We start from the raw sequence: 18,852 nt of genomic DNA, 5'->3' as shown, positions 1-18,852 counted from the left end.
CTACTTCAGATCTTCCCTAGATCTGCCAGTACCCATTAACCCTAAACCGCGGCGACTCCATTTATGTTCAAATGCATTCTGTCCGCTCTCAGCGGCAAGAAACCTCAAGCTTCAACAGATAACGCGCCTGCTGATACGACGTCGCCAGAAGCCCACGACGGCGAGTTGATCACTGCCTACGACAGTTACGGACGCGAGATAAAGATCACTCGGGCCGAGTGGCGCGAGAAGGTGTTCCTGCCCAATCTGAAGCAGCACTGGGGTGATGCTGACGAGCTCTACAACCTCATTGTTTCGGGCCTGAACGATGGATTTGCGACTGACCTCATGCCAGCAGCCGAACGACTGGTCGAGATCGACGCTAATCCCGAGCGCAGTCATGTGGTGAACGGCATCGTGCTGATGCACAACGCTCAGCTTGATGCTGCTGAAGCCACCCTGCGGGCCGGGATGGCGAAAGTCGGCGTGTCGGGAATCATTCTGACCAATCTGGCCAAGGTGTTTGCCGAGCGTGGCGATCAATCAGTTGCAGAGGCAACGCTATGGCAGGCGGTTGAAGCCGACCCGAATCAAGAGAATGGTGTGATGTGGTGGCTGAGCATCCAGCAGGAGCGGGGCGGCGAGGCGGCCTATCTCGCTGCTCTTCACACAGTAGCGGCGTTGCCGGGCAGTTGGCGTGCGCAACTGTGGATGGCGCGGCATTACCTGCAACAGCAGAACGTCGAGCAGGCGCGCGTGCTGTATGAAGAGGTGTTGGCAGGTGGCCAGTTCGACCGAAGCGCGCTGCAGATGATCTCGGGGGATCTGGGCAATAATGGTCACATCCCGCTGATCGTCGAGCTTGTCGGGCCTGCTTACGATGAGCACAAACATGATTCGACGGCAGGTCTCAACTTGCTGCGTGCCTATCAGGAGCTGGGCAGGGTGGATGAAGGCGAGGCCTTGCTTACGCGCTTGTATGCCCTCGGCTTTGCGCCAATCAAAAGTCACCTTGACCAGTTTGCGCACGCTTTCGAGGACGTGCGCAGGCAGGAAGACAAAGGCGTTCCGATTGATCCTGCCAGCGTGACGATCAATACCGTGGCGCTTACCAAGCCGGTCTGGCACTACGGTTTGCGCAATGCTGACTGGCTCTTCGCGCAAAAACCGGAAGGTGCGCCAGAAATTGGTTTCTTCGCCTTGTCCAAAATCATGGAGAAAGCAGAACCTGCCGAATCGCAGCGCGAGGATGATATCGGGCGCTATACGCGTGCCATCCCTTTTTACATGGCTGAGTCGGTTCACTACTGGAATGACTATGCAGCCAATTGTTATGTCCAGGTCGCGGAGGGTGTGGGGCCGGTTGTATCGGGGGTTGAGGTCGACGGCAACACATTGTTCGATATCGTCCCGCCAACGACGAAGTATTTCGTGACGGGCGAGGTGGGGTGTTCGGGTGAGGGCGATCAGGCCCAGTGGCGGATTTCACTGAGCCTATGGAATTGCACGACCCGCACCCGGCAAACCGTTGAAAACGGCAGTGCAGGCAAGGCGGAACTTGGCGCGCTGGTACTTGATCTTCAACAGCGCTTGCTGGCCGGCATCGGACTCAAGCGTGAGCAGCCACTGGATGTGTTTTACCGGCAGCCTGACGCTGAAGTCCTGCCGGTGTATCTGACCCAGTTGGGCCAATCATTCATGCTGACGTTGCTTGCGAACGACCATTTACTCAAGTCGTCGATGTGGGGTGAGCGCGCCATGCTCGAATGGCCACTGAATATGGCGCTCCAGTGGCCTGAGATAGAAACCGCAAAACTGATGTACCTCTCCGGGTTGGGGAAGGCTTTCGATTACAAGTCGGAAACAGTGGCCGAGCACAAGCAACGAAGCCTGCAAGTGCTGAGCGAACTGGAACGGGCGAACAGCCCGGCATCGCGCCTCGCACCGCTGATATGGAAAGGGTTTGGCATGCAGGCAGAGTTGCAGGATCACCGCGCCAATGTACCGCCTGATGCAGAGCCTGCATATATCGAATGGCTGGAGCGGGTTAGTCAGTCGTAGTGCGGTTGATTAATGCAAAAAGCCGGAGCGGGCGTCACTGCCTTGCCCGGCTTTTTTACGCCTCAACTTCAGTTCGTGGTATCCACCCTTATCTTTACGCAAATGCAGGTGTATCGTATTCGCCCCTCGCATTTGCTCGCAGATGCGCTCAGTCGTCGTTTTCGAGGTCCCGCCGTTCATGTCCTTTACCCGTCGTCAGATCCTCACAGGCATCGCCGGTCTTGCTGTAGTCGGCCTTGGCGCGGGTGGTGCTTCGCGTTACTGGATGGGGCGTCGTGAGTCGCAAGCGGGTTCGGACTTCGTGCTGATCGCTGCACCGCTGGATATAGAGTTGGTCTCTGGCCACAAGACACCTGCCTGGGCGTTTGGCGGTTCTGCGCCGGGCACCGAATTGCGGGTGCGGCAGGGCGAGTGGTTGCGCTTGCGCTTCATCAACCAGCTGCCGGTCGAGACGACCATTCACTGGCATGGCATCCGCTTGCCGCTGGAGATGGACGGCGTGCCATACGTTTCTCAGTTGCCAGTGAAGCCGGGCGAATATTTCGATTACAAATTCCGTGTGCCGGATGCCGGTAGCTATTGGTATCACCCGCACGTCAGCTGCAGTGAAGAGCTGGGCCGCGGGTTGGTCGGGCCGCTGATCGTTGAAGAGCGCGAGCCCACCGGTTTCGCCCATGAGCGCACGGTCAGCCTGAAAAGCTGGCATGTGGATGAAGTTGGCGCGTTTACCGAGTTCAGCGTGCTGCGTGAGGCGGCACGTGAAGGTACGGCGGGGCGGCTTTCGACATTGAATGGTGTTCCGCAGGCGGTCATTGAATTGCCTGCTGGGCAGATTACCCGTGTGCGCTTGCTCAACCTCGACAATACCGTGACCTACCGCCTCAACCTGCCGGACGCCGAGGCGCAGATTTATGCGCTGGATGGCAACCCGGTCACGCCGCGGCTGTTTGGCGACGAGTACTGGCTGGGGCCGGGCATGCGCATCTGTCTGGCAATCAAGGCACCGCCTGCGGGTGAGGAAATTTCATTGCGTAACGGCCCGGTGCGTTTGGGGACATTTCGGTCAGTCGCCAATAACGACGCGCCCGGCCAATGGCCACCCGAGCTGCCGGCCAATCCGGTGGCCGAGCCGGATATGGATAACGCCGAGAAGATCAATTTCAACTTCGAATGGGTGGGCTCAATGTCGGTCAACATCGACAACGGCAAGCCGCCCAGCTTGTGGCAGATCAACGGCGAAGCGTGGGACATTACCGACAAGACTTGCGCCGACCGGCCTATCGCCAAATTGAAGTTGGGCAAGAGCTACATCTTTGAATTGAAGAACATGACTCAGTATCAACACCCGATTCACTTGCACGGCATGAGTTTCAAGGTGATCGCGTCCAATCGGCGCAAGATCATCCCGTACTTTACCGACACGTTCTTGCTGGGCCGCAACGAGCGGGCGCGGGTTGCGCTGGTGGCGGATAACCCAGGCGTGTGGATGTTCCACTGCCATGTGATCGATCACATGGAAACCGGCCTCATGGCCGCCATCGAGGTGTCGTGATGCGTCAGCCGCAAATCATCGACCGCAGCAAGGATCAGGACTTCATGCGCGAGGCACTGGCGCTCGCCGCGCAAGGCGCATTGCTGGGCGAAGTGCCCGTCGGTGCAGTCGTGGTGCAGAACGGCGAGATCATTGGTAGTGGTTACAATTGCCCGATCAGCGCAAGCGACCCCAGTGCGCATGCCGAAATGGTCGCTATTCGTGATGCCGCCAGGGCGCTGGACAATTATCGGCTGCCAGGCAGTACGCTTTACGTGACGCTGGAACCATGCAGCATGTGCGCCGGGTTGATCGTGCATTCGCGGGTGGCGCGCGTGGTTTACGGCGCGCTTGAGCCCAAGGCAGGCATCGTTCAAAGCCAGGGGCAATTCTTCAGTCAGGGCTTTCTCAATCACCGCGTGCTGTTTGAAGGCGGGGTATTGAGCGAGGAATGCGGGGCAATGCTGAGCGAGTTTTTCAGAATGCGCCGGGCTGCCAAGGATGCAGATAAAAACCAGGGCGGCGTCTAGAGCGCAGGCTTGTCGGGGCTACTGCCTGAAGCAGGTGCAGGCGGCGCAGGTGGTTGGGTCTTGTCGACACCGGGAACATGCAGGTTGCCATCGGCGACCTGGCTGCCCTCGAGCTGAGGCTGCGTGACCCAGGTCAGAATGTCGTAATAACGACGAATGTTGGCAACGAAATGCACCGGCTCGCCGCCTCGGGCGTAGCCGTAACGCGTTTTGCTGTACCACTTCTTCTGCGCCAGACGCGGCAGCATTTTTTTCACGTCCAGCCATTTATCAGGATTCAGCCCCTCGTTCTGGGCCAATTTGCGCGCATCTTCGAGGTGACCGCTGCCAATGTTGTAGGACGCGAGAGCTAGCCAAGTGCGATCTGGCTCTTTAATCGAGTCGTCCAGCTGATCCTTTACATAGGCAAAATACTTTGCCCCGCCCTGAATGCTCTGTCTCGCGTCGAGCCTGTTGGTCACGCCCATCGCCTGAGCGGTGTTCTGGGTCAGCATCATCAGGCCGCGCACACCGGTTTTCGAGGTAACGGCCGGTTGCCACATTGATTCCTGATAGCCGATGGCGGCCAGCAATCTCCAGTCGACCTGTTCTTTCTTGGCCGATGTCTGAAAGTGTTTCTCGTATTTGGGCAGGCGTTCCTGCAAATGCTGGGCAAAGGTATAGGCGCCAACGTAGCCAAGTACATCGACGTGGCCGTAGTAACGGTCCTTCAGACGTTGCAGCGTGCCATTCTTCTCGACCTTGTCGAGGTACGCGTTGATTTCGTTGAGCAGGCTGTTGTCTTCGCCCGGTGCAACCACCCAGCGTTGTTCGCGGGCTTCGCCCAGGTCGAAGGCTACACGCACGTTGGGAAAGTACACCTGGTTCATCGCCAGCTCGTTGGAGTCGACCAGCGTCAGGTCAATCTGGCCTTCATCGACCATACGCAGGAGATCGACGACCTCGACCGCGTCCGACTCTTCATATTCAAGGCCGGGATTCTGCGCCTTGAGTGCCGCAAGCTGCTCGGCATGCGCGCTACCTTTCAGGACCACGATACGTTTACCCACCAGGTCGCCCGGGTCGGTGGGACGCGACTGGCCGTTGCGGTAGACAACCTGAGGGGTCACTTCCAGATAAGAGTGCGAGAAACGCGCCTGTTGCTTGCGCTTTGGCGTCTCGATCAGGCCCGCAGCACCCAGGACCGGGCCGCCCGGTTTGTTCATCTGGTCGAACAGATCGTCCAGATTGTCGGCCGTTTCGATCTTCAGTTCGACGCCCAGATCATCGGCGAAACGCTTGACCAGCTCGTATTCGAAGCCGGTTTCGCCGTTGCGATCCTGAAAATAAGTCGCCGGGCTGTTACGGGTGATCACCCGCAGCACGCCGTCCTCCTTGACTCGCTCCAGTGTGGTGGGTTTCTCCACACAGGCGCCGAGCATCAGGAAGAGTCCGGTTGCGATGAGCCACTTGGCGCAACGTGGGCGGAAATCTGGTCTGAAGAACATCGGTGCAGTATACGCAAAGCGCACCGGGCGCCATATCTCGACAGTGAAGCCTGCGTCTGATAGGCGAGGGGGTTTTACAGGCATTTTCAGGCTTTTTTTGCGTGGAGCGACATTCGGGCGCACCCGATGCCGCCGTTTTGGGTGATCAAAGGCCCGCTTTAGGCTAGAATGTGCGGCCTCAAAGCACACCCCCTTCTCGAGGCTGTCCCGAAGATGTTGATCCTGCGCGGTGCTCCTGCCCTTTCTGCCTTCCGCCACAGCAAATTACTAGAACAACTGAAACAAAAAGTTTCAGCTGTCAGTGGCTTGTACGCCGAATTCGCCCACTTCGCGGACGTCAACGACGTTCTTACCAGCGAAGAACAGCAGGTTCTCGACCGTCTCCTGAAATACGGCCCCAGCGTGCCGGTTCAAGAGCCGAGCGGCCGTCTGTTTCTGGTGTTGCCGCGTTTTGGCACCATTTCACCTTGGTCGAGCAAGGCCAGCGACATCGCCCGAAATTGCGGCCTGACGAAAATCCAGCGCATCGAGCGCGGGATTGCCTTCTATGTAGAAGGTCAGTTCAGTGATGCCCAGGCTCAGGCAATCGCCGACAGCCTGCACGACCGCATGACGCAACTGGTGTTAGGCGATCACGAGCAGGCCGCCAGCCTGTTCAGCCACGCCCAGCCCAAACCGCTGACCGCGGTGGACATTCTGGGTGGCGGCCGCGCGGCGCTGGAAAAAGCCAACGTCGAGCTGGGCCTGGCCCTCGCTGAAGATGAAATCGATTACCTGATCACCAGCTTCAACGGTCTCGGGCGCAACCCGCACGACATCGAGCTGATGATGTTTGCCCAGGCAAACTCCGAGCACTGCCGTCACAAGATTTTCAACGCCAGTTGGGATATCGACGGCCAGAGCCAGGAAAAAAGCCTGTTCGGCATGATCAAGAACACCTATCAGATGCACAGCGAAGGCGTGCTGTCCGCCTACAAGGACAACGCTTCGGTGATCGTCGGCAACGTTGCCGGCCGTTTCTTCCCGGACCCCGAAACCCGCCAGTACGGCGCGGTGCAGGAGCCGGTGCATATTCTGATGAAGGTCGAAACTCACAACCACCCGACTGCCATTGCGCCGTTTCCTGGCGCAGCGACCGGTTCCGGCGGCGAGATTCGCGACGAAGGTGCAACCGGTCGCGGTGCCAAGCCCAAGGCAGGTCTGACCGGTTTCACCGTGTCCAACCTGCAGATTCCCGGTTTCGTGCAACCTTGGGAAGTGCCATACGGCAAGCCCGAGCGCATCGTCACCGCGCTGGACATCATGATCGAAGGCCCGCTGGGTGGCGCGGCGTTCAACAACGAGTTCGGCCGTCCGGCGCTGACCGGCTACTTCCGTACCTTTGAGCAGTCCATTACCACGCCGCACGGCGATGAGGTTCGTGGTTATCACAAGCCGATCATGCTGGCTGGCGGTATGGGCAACATCCGCGAAGATCACGTCCAGAAGGGCGAGATCACTGTGGGTTCCAAACTGATCGTGCTGGGTGGCCCGGCAATGCTGATCGGCCTGGGTGGCGGCGCGGCGTCTTCGATGGCGACCGGTACAAGTTCTGCCGACCTGGATTTCGCTTCGGTTCAGCGTGAAAACCCTGAGATGGAGCGTCGCTGTCAGGAAGTGATCGACCGCTGCTGGCAGCTGGGCGACCGTAACCCGATCAGCTTCATCCATGACGTCGGTGCCGGTGGTCTGTCCAACGCCTTCCCCGAACTGGTCAACGATGGCGATCGTGGTGGGCGTTTCGAACTGCGTAACGTGCCCAACGACGAGCCGGGCATGGCCCCGCTGGAAATCTGGAGCAACGAATCCCAGGAGCGTTACGTGCTGGCCGTCGGCGTCGAAGATTTCGACCGTTTCAAGGCCATCTGCGAGCGCGAGCGCTGCCCGTTTGCGGTTGTCGGCGAGGCCACTGCCGAGCCGCAATTGACCGTGACTGACAGCCATTTTGGCAACAGCCCGGTGGACATGCCGCTGGAAGTGTTGCTGGGCAAGGCGCCGCGCATGCACCGTTCGGTCGAGCGCGAAGCCGAGATCGGCGATGACTTCGACCCGAGCACGCTGGATATCGAAGAAAGCGTGCAACGCGTACTGCGTCACCCGGCAGTTGCCAGCAAAGGCTTCCTGATCACCATTGGTGACCGCAGCATTACCGGTCTGGTCGCTCGCGATCAGATGGTCGGCCCGTGGCAGGTGCCTGTGGCTGACTGCGCAGTGACCGCGACCAGCTTCGACGTCAACACCGGCGAAGCCATGGCAATGGGCGAGCGCACGCCGCTGGCTCTTCTGGATGCTCCGGCTTCGGGCCGTATGGCGATCGGCGAAACGCTGACCAACATTGCGGCCTCACGTATTGAAAAGCTGTCTGACATCAAACTGTCGGCCAACTGGATGTCGGCTGCCGGTCATCCCGGAGAAGACGCGCGTCTTTATGACACCGTGAAAGCGGTGGGCATGGAGCTGTGTCCGGAGCTGGGTATTACCATCCCGGTGGGCAAGGACTCGATGTCCATGAAAACCCGCTGGAGCGATGAAGGCACTGAGAAGAGCGTGACTTCGCCGCTGTCGCTGATCGTGACCGGCTTTGCACCAGTGGTCGACATTCGTCAGACCCTGACGCCCGAGCTGCGCATGGACAAAGGCATCACTGACCTGATCCTGATCGATCTGGGCCGTGGCCAGAACCGCATGGGCGCGTCGATTCTCGCCCAGACCCACGGCAAACTGGGTCGTGTCGCACCAGACGTCGATGACGCTGAAGACCTCAAAGCCTTCTTCGCCGTGATTCAGGGCCTCAATTCAGACGGTCATATCCTGTCCTATCACGACCGTTCCGACGGTGGTCTGCTGGTCAGCACGCTGGAAATGGCCTTTGCCGGTCACTGCGGCCTGAACCTGCACCTCGACGGTGTGGCCGACAACGTTTCCGAGCTAAGCGCGATCCTCTTCAACGAAGAGCTCGGCGCGGTCATCCAGGTGCGTCAGGACGCGACTCCGCTGGTGCTGGCGCAATTCAGCGCTGCCGGTCTGGAAGATTGCGTTGCGGTGATCGGTCAGCCGATCAACAACGACGAAGTCTCGATCAGTTTCCATGGCGAGCCGGTCTTCAGCGGCCAGCGCCGTCTGCTGCAACGTCAGTGGGCCGAGACCAGCTACCAGATCCAGCGCCTGCGCGATAACGCTGAATGCGCTGATCAGGAATTCGATGCGCTGCTGGAAGAAGACAATCCGGGCCTGACCGTCAAACTGGGCTTCGACGTTAACGAAGACATCGCTGCGCCGTACATCAAGACGGGCGTCCGCCCTCAGGTTGCCGTGCTGCGCGAGCAGGGTGTCAACGGTCAGGTCGAGATGGCGGCAGCCTTTGATCGCGCAGGCTTCAATGCGATTGACGTGCACATGAGCGACATCCTTGCCGGTCGTGTCGACCTGAACGACTTCAAGGGCATGGTTGCCTGTGGCGGCTTCTCCTATGGCGACGTGCTGGGTGCCGGTGAAGGCTGGGCCAAGTCGGCACTGTTCAATAGCCGCGCCCGCGATGCGTTCCAGGGCTTCTTTGAGCGTGCCGACAGCTTCACGCTGGGTGTGTGCAACGGTTGCCAGATGCTGTCCAACCTGCACGAGCTGATTCCGGGCAGCGAGTTCTGGCCCCATTTCGTGCGTAACCGCTCCGAGCAGTTCGAAGCGCGCGTGGCAATGGTTCAGGTTCAGGAGTCGGCGTCGATCTTCCTGCAAGGCATGGCCGGTTCGCGCATGCCAATCGCCATCGCTCACGGTGAAGGTCACGCAGAGTTCCGCAATGACGACGCGCTGCTTGAGGCGGACGTGTCCGGTACTGTGGCACTGCGCTTCGTCGATAACCACGGCAAGGTCACTGAAACCTACCCGGCCAACCCGAACGGCTCGCCGCGCGGTATCGGCGGCATGACCACCCTGGACGGTCGCGTGACGATCATGATGCCGCACCCGGAGCGCGTGTTCCGCGCGGTGCAGAACTCGTGGCGTCCCGAGGACTGGAACGAGGACGCTGCCTGGATGCGCATGTTCCGCAACGCACGGGCCTGGGTTAACTAAGGCGCATGTACAAGTTCGCCTTCTTTGTTCCTCCGAGTCATGTGGACGAGGTCAAGAGCGCTGTATTCGCTGCTGGTGCAGGGCGAATCGGCGCTTACGATCACTGTTCATGGCAAGTGCTCGGCCAGGGCCAGTTCCGCCCGCTGAATGGCAGTCAGCCATTTGTCGGGCAGAGCGGAGTGGTCGAATCGGTGGAGGAATGGAAGGTCGAGCTGGTCGTGGCTGATGATCTGATTCGGCAAGTGGTGATGGCTCTCAAGCAGAGCCATCCCTACGAAACGCCTGCTTACGAAGTATGGCGGCTGGAAGAGTTCTGAGGGGCTGTACTGGCCTCTTCACGAGCAAGCTAGGCGCGTCGCCCGGACGCTCCCACGATGTAAACGATTGACAGCTATCGTGCGACGCTCTGCGTTGGCATGCCGTTCTGGACGCTCTGCGTCTGATCCTGACTGCTCGCTGCAATGATCAAGGCCGAATCTCGATCATCGTCCCGTCTTTCACCAGATCCCATATCTCCCGCATGTCGTTGTTCTTCAGCGCGATGCAGCCGTTGGTCCAGTCCAGCGTGTGGAAGTACCACTCCGGATACTCTTCATCCACCGGCGTACCGTGAATCATGATCATGCTGCCCGGTTTCACGCCTTCGCGACGTGCCCGTGCCGAGTCCGAAATGTTCGGGTAGGAAATGTGCATTGACAGGTTGTAGTTATTGCTGGGCTTGCGCCAGTCGAGCCAGTAGAAACCTTCCGGCGTGCGTTGGTCGCCTTCCTGCAGTTTGGTGCCCTTGGGGTTCTTGCCCAGAGAGATACGATAGGTCTTCAGGGCCTCGCCACCGCTGATCAGTTGCAACTGGCGAACCGACTTGAGCACCAGCACCTTGTCGATCGGTTTGCTGGCAATACTCTCGGTATTGATGACTTTATTGTTGATGATTTTCTGTTCGCTGCCCTTGGGCACGATGGTCTGGGTAAACGCAGCCTGCGAAAGCGGTACGAATGACATGCAAAAGAAGGCGAACAACCAGCGCATTACGATTTCCCTGAAGGTGCTTCTTTCTATAAAAAGCGCCGATATTGTGTGCGACCCTGACTTTCAGGTGTCCAGCAACGGACGTGACGGGGGAAGGGCGCTGGTATGAACCGGGTAGACCTGCCGACGCCGATCCGCGAAGAAGTATTCTAGGGTACGTCCGACTGTCATGAAAGCCAGGTCCGACCACGGAATGTCGGCTTCGTCGAATAACTGCACTTCAAGACTCTCGATTCCTGCCGCAAACGCCTCAGTCGCCATTTCTGCCCGATAGAACACATGCACCTGATTGATATGCGGAACGTCGATCAACGTGTACAGATGCAGCTCGGTCAGAGTGGCGCAGGCTTCCTCGATGGTTTCGCGTCGGGCGGCCTGTTCGATGGTTTCGCCGTTTTCCATAAAACCTGCCGGCAGTGTCCAGAAGCCCAGGCGCGGTTCTATGGCCCTGCGGCACAGCAGGACCTTTTCGCCCAGCGTCACCAGACAGCCCGCCACGATGTTCGGATTCTGGTAATGAATGGTGTGACAATGCTCGCAGACATACCGCAATCGGCTGTCGCCTTCGGGAATACGCTGGATAACGGGGTTGCCGCACTGGCTGCAAAATTTCATGGGGTCAGTCGATAGTGAACGCAGTCGCTATCTTGGCCTGTCGTGCTGCGGCTCGGCAACCCTCTGTGTGACAGGAGTTGCCTTGCGAGGGGTTGGGCGCAACCTCGCTTTGGTGCATGATGCCAGACAGGCAACAGATCGAGATTTCCCATGCTGGATGAGCTACTTCGCCGTGTAGTCAGTCATACGCCCGAAACCCTCGACTCGGATCGACGATTCCCCGAGGCGGCTGTTCTGGTGCCTGTCACCCGCAGTGAGCAACCCGAGCTGATTTTGACCTTGCGTGCCAGTGGTCTGTCGACACATGTTGGCGAAGTGGCTTTTCCGGGGGGGCGACGCGATCCAGGCGACCCGGACCTGATTTTTACTGCCCTGCGCGAGGCCGAGGAAGAAATCGGACTGCCTCCCGGGCTGGTCGAAGTAGTCGGCCCGTTAAGCCCGCTCATCTCCAAACATGGCATCAAAGTCACGCCGTATGTCGGTGTCATACCTGACTTTGTCGAATACCAGCCCAATGACGGCGAGATCGCGGCGGTGTTCAGCGTACCGCTGGAGTTCTTCCGTCAGGACACCCGTGAACATACGCACCGCATCGATTACGAAGGCCGCAGTTGGTACGTGCCCAGTTACCGTTACGGCGGGTACAAGATCTGGGGGCTTACCGCGATCATGATCGTCGAGCTGGTCAATGTGCTGTACGACACCAAAATCAGTCTGCATCATCCGCCCGAACGATCGACCACCTGAACCTGAGTGGCTTGCTGCAGAAGTGCTGTCGACAGGAAGTGCTTTTCATAACAATCCGTACCCATGAGTACGACCCGCCTGAGGAAGCTGCATGAAATATCGCCTGGGGGAATCCCGTGTTCAGACCGACCCGCAGAGCTGGGTTGCTCCCAATGCGGTGCTGATCGGTAATGTCAGGCTGGAAGCCGGAGCAAGTGTATGGTTCAACGTGGTGTTGCGTGGCGACAACGAGCTGATCCATATCGGCGAAAACAGTAACGTGCAGGATGGCACAGTAATGCACACCGACATGGGCTCGCCCCTGAGCATCGGCAAGAGCGTGACCATTGGGCATAACGCGATGTTGCATGGCTGCAGCGTTGACGATTACAGCCTGATCGGCATCAACGCGGTCATCCTCAATGGGGCGAAAATTGGTAAATACTGCATCATCGGCGCCAATTCGTTGATCGGAGAAAACAAGGTCATTCCCGACGGGTCGCTGGTCATGGGGTCGCCGGGTAAAGTGGTGCGCGAACTCACCGACGTGCAGAAGAAAATGCTGGAAGCCAGCGCCGCCCATTACGTACACAATGCCCAGCGTTACGCCCGTGACCTGGTTGTGCAGGAAGAGTGATGAGCACTGATACCCCGATTGAAAAGCCGGTCCGTTCTCCCTGCGTGAGCATTTGTGCGCTCGATGAGCAGGATATATGCACCGGTTGCCAGCGAACCGTGAACGAGATCACCCGGTGGAGCCGGATGAGCAACGACGAGCGCCGTGTCGTGCTGGGGCTGTGCGACGAGCGCGCCAGGGCCAGCGGGTTGATGTGGACGGTGGGCGGGGCACGCTGACGTTCCCATGGCCTTACAGGAGCGAACTTGCTCGTAAAGAGGCCGGTGCAGTAGAAAAATTTGCTGCGTTTGGAATATAGCCTTCGCGAACAAGTTCGCTCCTACACCGTTCTGCATGACACGCCTCGACGCTTACCGGAGTGAATCGGACCCTGTCGCCAGCCTTCAACTGCCCCAGCTGCCACAAGTCCGCTTCGATAATGGTCACCGGGCATACGAACCCACCCAGGCTCGGTCCGTCCGGACCTAGGATCACGGGCATATCGCCGGTGAAATCCACCGCGCCGATCGCATAGGGGTTATCGTGAATATTGGACGGGTGCAGACCTGCCTCGCCGCCGTCAGCGCGCACCCATTCGGGTTTCGGGCCGATCAGGCGCACGCCGGTACGGCTGGAGTTGAAATGCACTTCCCAGTCGGTTGCAAAAAACGTCTCTATGTACGCTTCGGTAAAGTATTCCGGCGCAGCATGGGGGCCGTAAATGACCCTTATACGGCGAATGTCAGGCAGCGCTTCAAGTGCGTCATCGGCAATCCGCTGGCCCGCGCTACGATCCACCAATGGCGCTATGTGCAACACATCACCGGCCCGCAACGCCCGCCCGCCATGCCCGCCGAACTGGCCGAGGGTAAAGGTGCTTTTGCTGCCCAGATAATCCGGCACGTCCAGCCCGCCACGTACGCACAGGTAGCTGCGTACGCCGGCACCTGCAATGGTGCCCAGCGCAAGGGTCGAGCCTGCGCACACCAGCAGCGCGGCGTTCATGGCGCGGGGTTCGCCATCGAGCGTGATCGGGATCTGCGCACCGGTCACGGCAATCACGGCATCGGTATTAAAGCGCAGCAACGGCCCGCTCATGGTGATTTCCAGCGCAGCGCATCCTTCGGCATTGCCCAGCAGGCCATTGCCCTGGCGCAACGCGCGGCTGTCCATCGGCCCGGATGGCGGTACACCGACCGCCCAGTAACCCAGCCGCCCCGGATAATCCTGAACGCTGGTCTGCGTGCCGCCGCTCAACACTTCGAAGGTGTCAGCGTGATACACCAGACCTTCCAGGCAGCGGGTCCACGGCTGGCCGCTGGCGAACGGCGTGTCGGCAATGATCTGGCGCAGGTAGTCGCGATTGGTCTCGACCCCGTACAGGCGCGTTTCGTTCAGCGCATCGATCAGCCCGGTGCTGGCCTGCTCGCGGGTCTGCGCCCAACTGATCAGCTTGGCAATTATCGGGTCAAAGTACGGCGGTATCTCGCAGCCCGCTTCAACCCAGGTGTCGATGCGCATTGCATGGCCATCGGCAGGCGGAAAATTCACCGCCGTCAGCAGGCCGGGGCAGGGCTGGAAGTCACGGCCCGGATCTTCCGCGTACAGCCGTGCCTGAATGGCATGGCCGGACGGTTTCAGGCCGGCCTGCAATTGCTCCAGTGGCGGCAGGTCTCCGGCAGCCAGTTGTACCATCCAACTGACCAGATCTACCCCCCACACCTGCTCGGTGACGCCGTGTTCGACCTGCAGACGAGTATTTACTTCCAGAAAATAGAAGCGCTGATCGTCACTGTCGAAGACGAATTCGACGGTGCCTGCGCTGCGGTAATTGACCGCTCTGGCGAGTTTGATGGCTGCCGCGCAAAGTTCATCGGCCATGCCGTCGGGCAGGTTGGGGGCCGGGGTTTCTTCCAGCACTTTCTGGTTGCGGCGTTGCACCGAGCAGTCACGTACGCCGAGCGCCAGCACCTCGCCCTGGCCGTCACCGAACACCTGTACTTCCAGATGGCGCGCGCGCTGGATGTATTTCTCGATGAACACACCCGCGTCGCTGAAATTGTTCTGGCCAAGGCGCTTCACCGCCTCGAACGAGTCGGCCAGTTCTTCAGCGCTGCGGCACACTCGCATGCCGATCCCGCCACCGCCTGCAGTGCTCTTGAGCATGACCGGATAGCCGATGGTACGGGCCGTCGCGATGGCTGATTCAAGGCTGTCGAGCAGTTCGGTGCCTTCCAGCATGGGCACGCCATGCTGTCTGGCCAGTGCGCGAGCAGTGTGCTTGAGGCCGAATACGCGCAGTTGCTCGGGCGTTGGCCCGACGAAGGCGATACCGGCGTCTTCGCAGGCTTGAGCGAACGCGGCGTTTTCGGAGAGGAACCCGTAGCCGGGATGAATGGCTTTGGCGCCGCTGGCTTTGGCAATGGCGAGGATCTTGTCCACCGCCAGATAGGTTCCGGCTGCGCCACCTTCGCCCAGGCTGTGGGCTTCGTCGGCCTGCATCAGGTGCAGGCTGGCAGCGTCGGCTTCGGAATACACCGCCACGCCCTTGACCTGCAAGGTACGCAGGGTCCGCAGGATGCGGCAGGCAATGGCGCCACGGTTGGCGATCAGCAGTTTGTCGAACATGGCATAACCCCGGAAACCCAGTCGCGCTCGGTTTCGTGATGGGAAGCGGGCCGTCCCGCTATTGATCAATCTACGCAACGGTCGTCCGTTGCTGAGGGTTGGTGCCGGGTCAGTCGCGAATCAGCAACTGCGCAGGCGTCGGGTTGTAGCCGTTGCAGGGGTTGTTGAGCTGCGGACAGTTGGAAATCAGCACGATCACGTCCATCTCGGCGCGCAGTTCAACGTACTTGCCGGGCGCGGAAATACCGTCTTCGAAGGTAAGGCCGCCTTCGGCTGTCACCGGCACGTTCATGAAGAAATTGATGTTCGGACCGATGTCGGCCTTGGTCAGACGCCCGTCGTGCAGGCAGGCGCGCAGGTAGTTGTCGCGGCAGCTGTGCATGTAGCGTTTTTCCAGGGCGTAGCGCACGGTGTTGCTCTCTTGCGCGCATGCGCCACCGAGCGTGTCGTGGCGACCGCAGGTGTCATCGACAATGGTCAGCATCGGCTGACCGAGGTTGGAAAACAGCACGCTGCCGGTGGTCAGGTACACGCTGTTCTGGCGGCGCAAGGTGCGTTGTACGTCGTAGCGTTCACGCGGGTTGGCGAGGCTGAAAAACAGCGTATCGACAGCCTGGTTGCCTTGCAGATCGAGGATGCGCACGGTCTGTCCGGCCTTGACTTCGGCCAGGAACGGCTCGCCTGCCGGTATGGTTGCGTCGCAGCAAAGGTGAGTGTGTGAATTCATGACAGGGCTCCTCAGGCGAACAGGCGGTCGGTGTTGATGAAGCCGCGCTCGTTTTCCGGGCGCGAGGTGCGGCAGTGCTCGGCAACGCTGGCGTCGGCCTTCATCCAGCTGAGTCTGAGCGGTTGTGGGGCGTATTCCGGGTTGGGGTCCATCGGATGTTGCAAGGCGGTCAGCACCACCAGCGTGTCCATCGGTGCGTACAGCTCGATGTAGTCACCGGCTTTCGAGTTGTTCGCGGCGAAGTGCAGGATTCCTGCCTCGTCGACATCGACTCGGCTGAACAGGTTGAGGGTCATCAACAGGTCGGACAGCCCCAGCCCCCATTTGCCCAGCTCGACCAGCAGGTTGTCGACGCCATTGCGAAAGAAGCCGTTGCGCAGTTCCTGATAGCGGCCCTGACCGTATTTTTCAGCGACTTCCTGAGCATTGAGCACGCCGCCAATGCTGTCGCTCCAGCCACAGGTGTCGGTGACGATGGCCGCCAGCACGCGGCCCATGTCCGAATACAGGCAATGGCCGTTGCTCAACCTGGCGGTGTGCTGGCATTTGAGGCTGTCGGGCAGGTTCAGCCGCTCGGTTTTTTCGTGAGCGTTGAGCAGGGTCAGGCTGACGTTGGCGTTGCCGTGCAGGTCGGTCAGGCGCAGCAGTTCGCCGCGCTTGAGGATGAACGAACGATGGCCGCCACCGGGCAGCATCTCTTCGGCGAAAACCGGGTACAGCGTGGTTGAGTCAGTCATTGAACGGGCTCCTCTGAAACGTTGAGCAGCGAATCGATGGCGGCGCGTTCGGCGCGGCGTTCGCTGTTGAGGGGAATGTCGTAAGTGATGCGCGCGCCATACGCGTCGGGTTCGTGCGGGTCGTGGCGGACCTTGTCGAACACCAGCAGGCGGGTGCCGAGGTTGAAACCTTCGGACAGGTCGTGAGTGACCATGAACACGGTCAGCTTCGTTTCGCGCCACAGGTCCAGCAGCAAGTGGTGCATGTCTTTGCGAATGCCGGGGTCGAGCGCGCCGAAGGGCTCGTCCAGCAGCACGCGGGGTTTCATGATCAGCGCCTGAGCAATGGCCAGACGCTGCTGCATGCCGCCGGACAATTGCGTGGGGTACTTATCCAGCGCATGCCCCAGGCCAACCTTGCCAAGCAGTTGCGCGGCGTGCTCGCGTGCCTCGCTTTTTGCCTGGCCGAACAGTCGGCCCAGCCACGCCGAGCGGGGCAGTTCCAGACCCAGCGCCACGTTGTCCAGCACCGACAGGTGCGGGAACACTGAATAGCGCTGAAACACCACGCCACGGCTGGCGTCTGGCTCATCGCGCAGGGCCTTGCCGTCCAGCGTGATCAGTCCACGGCTCGGAGTTTCCTGACCCAGCAGCAGGCGCAGAAAAGTCGACTTGCCGCAGCCCGATGCGCCGACCAGCGTGCAGAACTCACCTTCTGCCACGTCCAGATTCAGGCCTTCAAGCACCACCTGATCATCGTATTGTTGCCAGACATTGCGCACACAGATAAAGCTCATGTCCGCGCCCCTTCGTACCAGGGAAAGGCGTGTCGGGTCAGGGCTTTGAGGCCCCAGTCCATCAGCCAGGCAAGCAGGGTGATCCACACCACATAGGGCAGAATCACGTCCATCGCCAAGTAGCGGCGGACCAGAAAGATCCGGTAACCCAGACCGTCAGTCGAGGCAATCGCCTCGGCGGCGATCAGGAACAGCCATGCCGAACCCAGCACCAGGCGCAGGGCGATCAACAGGCGTGGCAGCAACTGCGGCAGGATCACCCGCAGGATCAGTGTCCAGGTCGAGGCACCGAGGGTCTGCGCCTTGATCAGCAGCTCGACCGGAATTTCCCGGGCACGCTGTTCCAGATCCCGGGCCAGAATCGGCGTGATGCCGATCACGATCAGCATCACTTTCGACAGCTCGCCCAGACCAAAGACGATGAACAGAATCGGCAGGATCGCCAGCGGCGGCACCATCGACATTACCGTCAGCAAGGGCGACAGCGGCGCACCGAACAGCGGCAGGATGCCCGCCGCAATGCCCAGGCACAGTCCCAACAGCGCGCTGATCCCCAGGCCGATGGCCAGACGTTGCAGACTCGATGCCGTGTCCTGCCACAGCAGGTAGTCGCCGCTGCGGGTATCGGCGGTGAACGCCATGCGTTTGACCGCATCGGCCATCTGTACGGCGCTGGGCAGCAGTTTGTCGGTGGGGTTTTCCGCAAGCCGGGTGGCCGAGCCCATGAAGTAGGCGAACAGCAACAGGGCGAACGGCAGGATCACCAGAATCAGGCGACCGGCACGGTCCGGATGGCGGTTTATCAAACGCATGGCAATGACCTTTCTACTGAACGTGATTTACAGCTTGCCGTCGACGGCCATCTGCACGTAGCTGGGGTCAAAGTGCAGCTTGAGATTGCCCTTGTCGCCGAGCATCACGCCATTGGCGAACGACATGCCGACCGCGTTGGCATCGCGTGCGCCTTCACCGAGCAAACCATGGGCGAACGAGAAGTCAGCCACCTTGCGCTGAGTGTCCGGCAGCTGTTTGCTGGTCGCGAACTCAAGCGCTTCCTTGGGCGTGGCAAACAGCTTGGTGGTGTCCAGTTGCGCCTGGAAGCCCGCCAGATCGGTGCCCGATGCCTTGGCCATGTGTTCCAGCGCTGCCTTGCTCTGGGCGTTTTTGGCGTTCATCAGCGCGACCACTTCAAACCAGGCACCGGTCAGGGCTTTGCCCAGCGCCGGGTTGTCCTTCAGGGTCTGAGTGTTGACGACCATCATGTCCATGATCTCGCCAGGAATCTGAACCGCCCCGGGTT

Annotated in this window: 15 protein-coding genes and 2 pseudogenes; 8 read left to right on the top strand and 9 right to left on the bottom strand. The window is 59.9% G+C overall.

The window, feature by feature from the left end; all coding sequences use genetic code 11:
• The first annotated feature begins 63 nt into the window (after window positions 1-63).
• The 3 genes from ALO64_RS23065 to tadA all read left to right on the top strand — a co-directional run bounded on the left by ALO64_RS23065 (window position 64) and on the right by tadA (window position 4,101).
• Window positions 64-2,040, top strand: a complete 1,977-nt coding sequence (locus ALO64_RS23065) for a tetratricopeptide repeat protein (protein ID WP_044344815.1) — start codon at window positions 64-66, stop codon at window positions 2,038-2,040.
• 178 nt (window positions 2,041-2,218) lie between these two features.
• Complete coding sequence (locus ALO64_RS23060; protein WP_044344817.1) at window positions 2,219-3,592, top strand: multicopper oxidase family protein; 1,374 nt, start codon at window positions 2,219-2,221, stop codon at window positions 3,590-3,592.
• Window positions 3,592-4,101: a tRNA adenosine(34) deaminase TadA gene (gene tadA, locus ALO64_RS23055; RefSeq protein ID WP_044344814.1), complete on the top strand. Its 510-nt coding sequence runs from the start codon at window positions 3,592-3,594 to the stop codon at window positions 4,099-4,101. The genes ALO64_RS23060 and tadA overlap by 1 nt, the downstream gene beginning before the upstream one ends.
• Here the strand turns inward: tadA and mltF are convergent.
• Window positions 4,098-5,588, bottom strand: coding sequence for a membrane-bound lytic murein transglycosylase MltF (gene mltF / locus ALO64_RS23050; protein ID WP_002552508.1), 1,491 nt, complete (start codon window positions 5,586-5,588; stop codon window positions 4,098-4,100). The two genes, tadA and mltF, sit on opposite strands and share 4 nt — an antisense overlap.
• A 213-nt stretch (window positions 5,589-5,801) precedes the next feature.
• Between mltF and purL the strand changes: the two genes are divergently transcribed.
• Both purL and ALO64_RS23040 read left to right on the top strand, forming a co-directional pair.
• Window positions 5,802-9,698 (top strand): phosphoribosylformylglycinamidine synthase, encoded by a 3,897-nt coding sequence (purL, locus tag ALO64_RS23045; protein WP_044344813.1) that lies wholly within the window; start codon window positions 5,802-5,804, stop codon window positions 9,696-9,698.
• A gap of 5 nt (window positions 9,699-9,703) precedes the next feature.
• Window positions 9,704-10,015 (top strand): Nif3-like dinuclear metal center hexameric protein, encoded by a 312-nt coding sequence (locus tag ALO64_RS23040; protein WP_044344812.1) that lies wholly within the window; start codon window positions 9,704-9,706, stop codon window positions 10,013-10,015.
• 148 nt (window positions 10,016-10,163) lie between these two features.
• Here the strand turns inward: ALO64_RS23040 and ALO64_RS23035 are convergent.
• Together ALO64_RS23035 and ALO64_RS23030 are read right to left on the bottom strand one after the other, a co-directional pair.
• Window positions 10,164-10,586, bottom strand: a pseudogene (locus ALO64_RS23035) (L,D-transpeptidase family protein); the annotation flags it as partial.
• A 204-nt stretch (window positions 10,587-10,790) separates the two neighbouring features.
• Window positions 10,791-11,342: an NUDIX hydrolase gene (locus ALO64_RS23030; RefSeq protein ID WP_044344811.1), complete on the bottom strand. Its 552-nt coding sequence runs from the start codon at window positions 11,340-11,342 to the stop codon at window positions 10,791-10,793.
• Between the two features lie 150 nt (window positions 11,343-11,492).
• Here ALO64_RS23030 and ALO64_RS23025 point away from each other — a divergent pair, with 150 nt between their 5' ends.
• From ALO64_RS23025 to ALO64_RS23015, 3 genes are all read left to right on the top strand, one after another.
• Window positions 11,493-12,089 (top strand): CoA pyrophosphatase, encoded by a 597-nt coding sequence (locus ALO64_RS23025; RefSeq protein WP_044344810.1) that lies wholly within the window; start codon window positions 11,493-11,495, stop codon window positions 12,087-12,089.
• 91 nt (window positions 12,090-12,180) lie between these two features.
• Window positions 12,181-12,705, top strand: a complete 525-nt coding sequence (locus ALO64_RS23020) for a gamma carbonic anhydrase family protein (RefSeq protein WP_004656329.1) — start codon at window positions 12,181-12,183, stop codon at window positions 12,703-12,705.
• A complete protein-coding gene (locus ALO64_RS23015) occupies window positions 12,705-12,923 on the top strand; it encodes a DUF1289 domain-containing protein (RefSeq protein WP_004656331.1) in 219 nt (72 codons plus the stop codon). The genes ALO64_RS23020 and ALO64_RS23015 overlap by 1 nt, the downstream gene beginning before the upstream one ends.
• Before the next feature lie 13 nt (window positions 12,924-12,936).
• Here the strand turns inward: ALO64_RS23015 and ALO64_RS23010 are convergent, their stop codons facing one another.
• The 6 genes and pseudogenes from ALO64_RS23010 to ALO64_RS22985 form a co-directional block, all read right to left on the bottom strand.
• Window positions 12,937-15,312 carry a 5-oxoprolinase/urea amidolyase family protein gene (locus ALO64_RS23010; protein ID WP_235805027.1) on the bottom strand — a complete coding sequence of 792 codons (2,376 nt, stop codon included), beginning with the start codon at window positions 15,310-15,312 and terminating at the stop codon, window positions 12,937-12,939.
• Window positions 15,313-15,421: 109 nt separating this feature from the next.
• A complete protein-coding gene (locus tag ALO64_RS23005; protein WP_016980711.1) occupies window positions 15,422-16,039 on the bottom strand; it encodes an urea amidolyase associated protein UAAP2 in 618 nt (205 codons plus the stop codon).
• 11 nt (window positions 16,040-16,050) lie between these two features.
• Window positions 16,051-16,776, bottom strand: a complete 726-nt coding sequence (locus ALO64_RS23000; protein WP_005735133.1) for an urea amidolyase associated protein UAAP1 — start codon at window positions 16,774-16,776, stop codon at window positions 16,051-16,053.
• Window positions 16,773-17,552 (bottom strand): ABC transporter ATP-binding protein, encoded by a 780-nt coding sequence (locus tag ALO64_RS22995; RefSeq protein WP_044345454.1) that lies wholly within the window; start codon window positions 17,550-17,552, stop codon window positions 16,773-16,775. The genes ALO64_RS23000 and ALO64_RS22995 overlap by 4 nt, the downstream gene beginning before the upstream one ends.
• Complete coding sequence (locus ALO64_RS22990; protein ID WP_044345453.1) at window positions 17,549-18,364, bottom strand: ABC transporter permease; 816 nt, start codon at window positions 18,362-18,364, stop codon at window positions 17,549-17,551. Before ALO64_RS22990 ends, ALO64_RS22995 begins: the two co-directional genes overlap by 4 nt.
• Window positions 18,365-18,391: 27 nt before the next feature.
• Window positions 18,392-18,852 (bottom strand): annotated as a pseudogene (locus tag ALO64_RS22985) (putative urea ABC transporter substrate-binding protein); the annotation flags it as partial.

This window comes from Pseudomonas meliae (assembly GCF_001400515.1).
Lineage (GTDB): Bacteria > Pseudomonadota > Gammaproteobacteria > Pseudomonadales > Pseudomonadaceae > Aquipseudomonas > Aquipseudomonas amygdali.
Note: the sequence above shows the minus strand (reverse complement) of the source record. Positions and strands in the feature narration are given on the sequence as shown.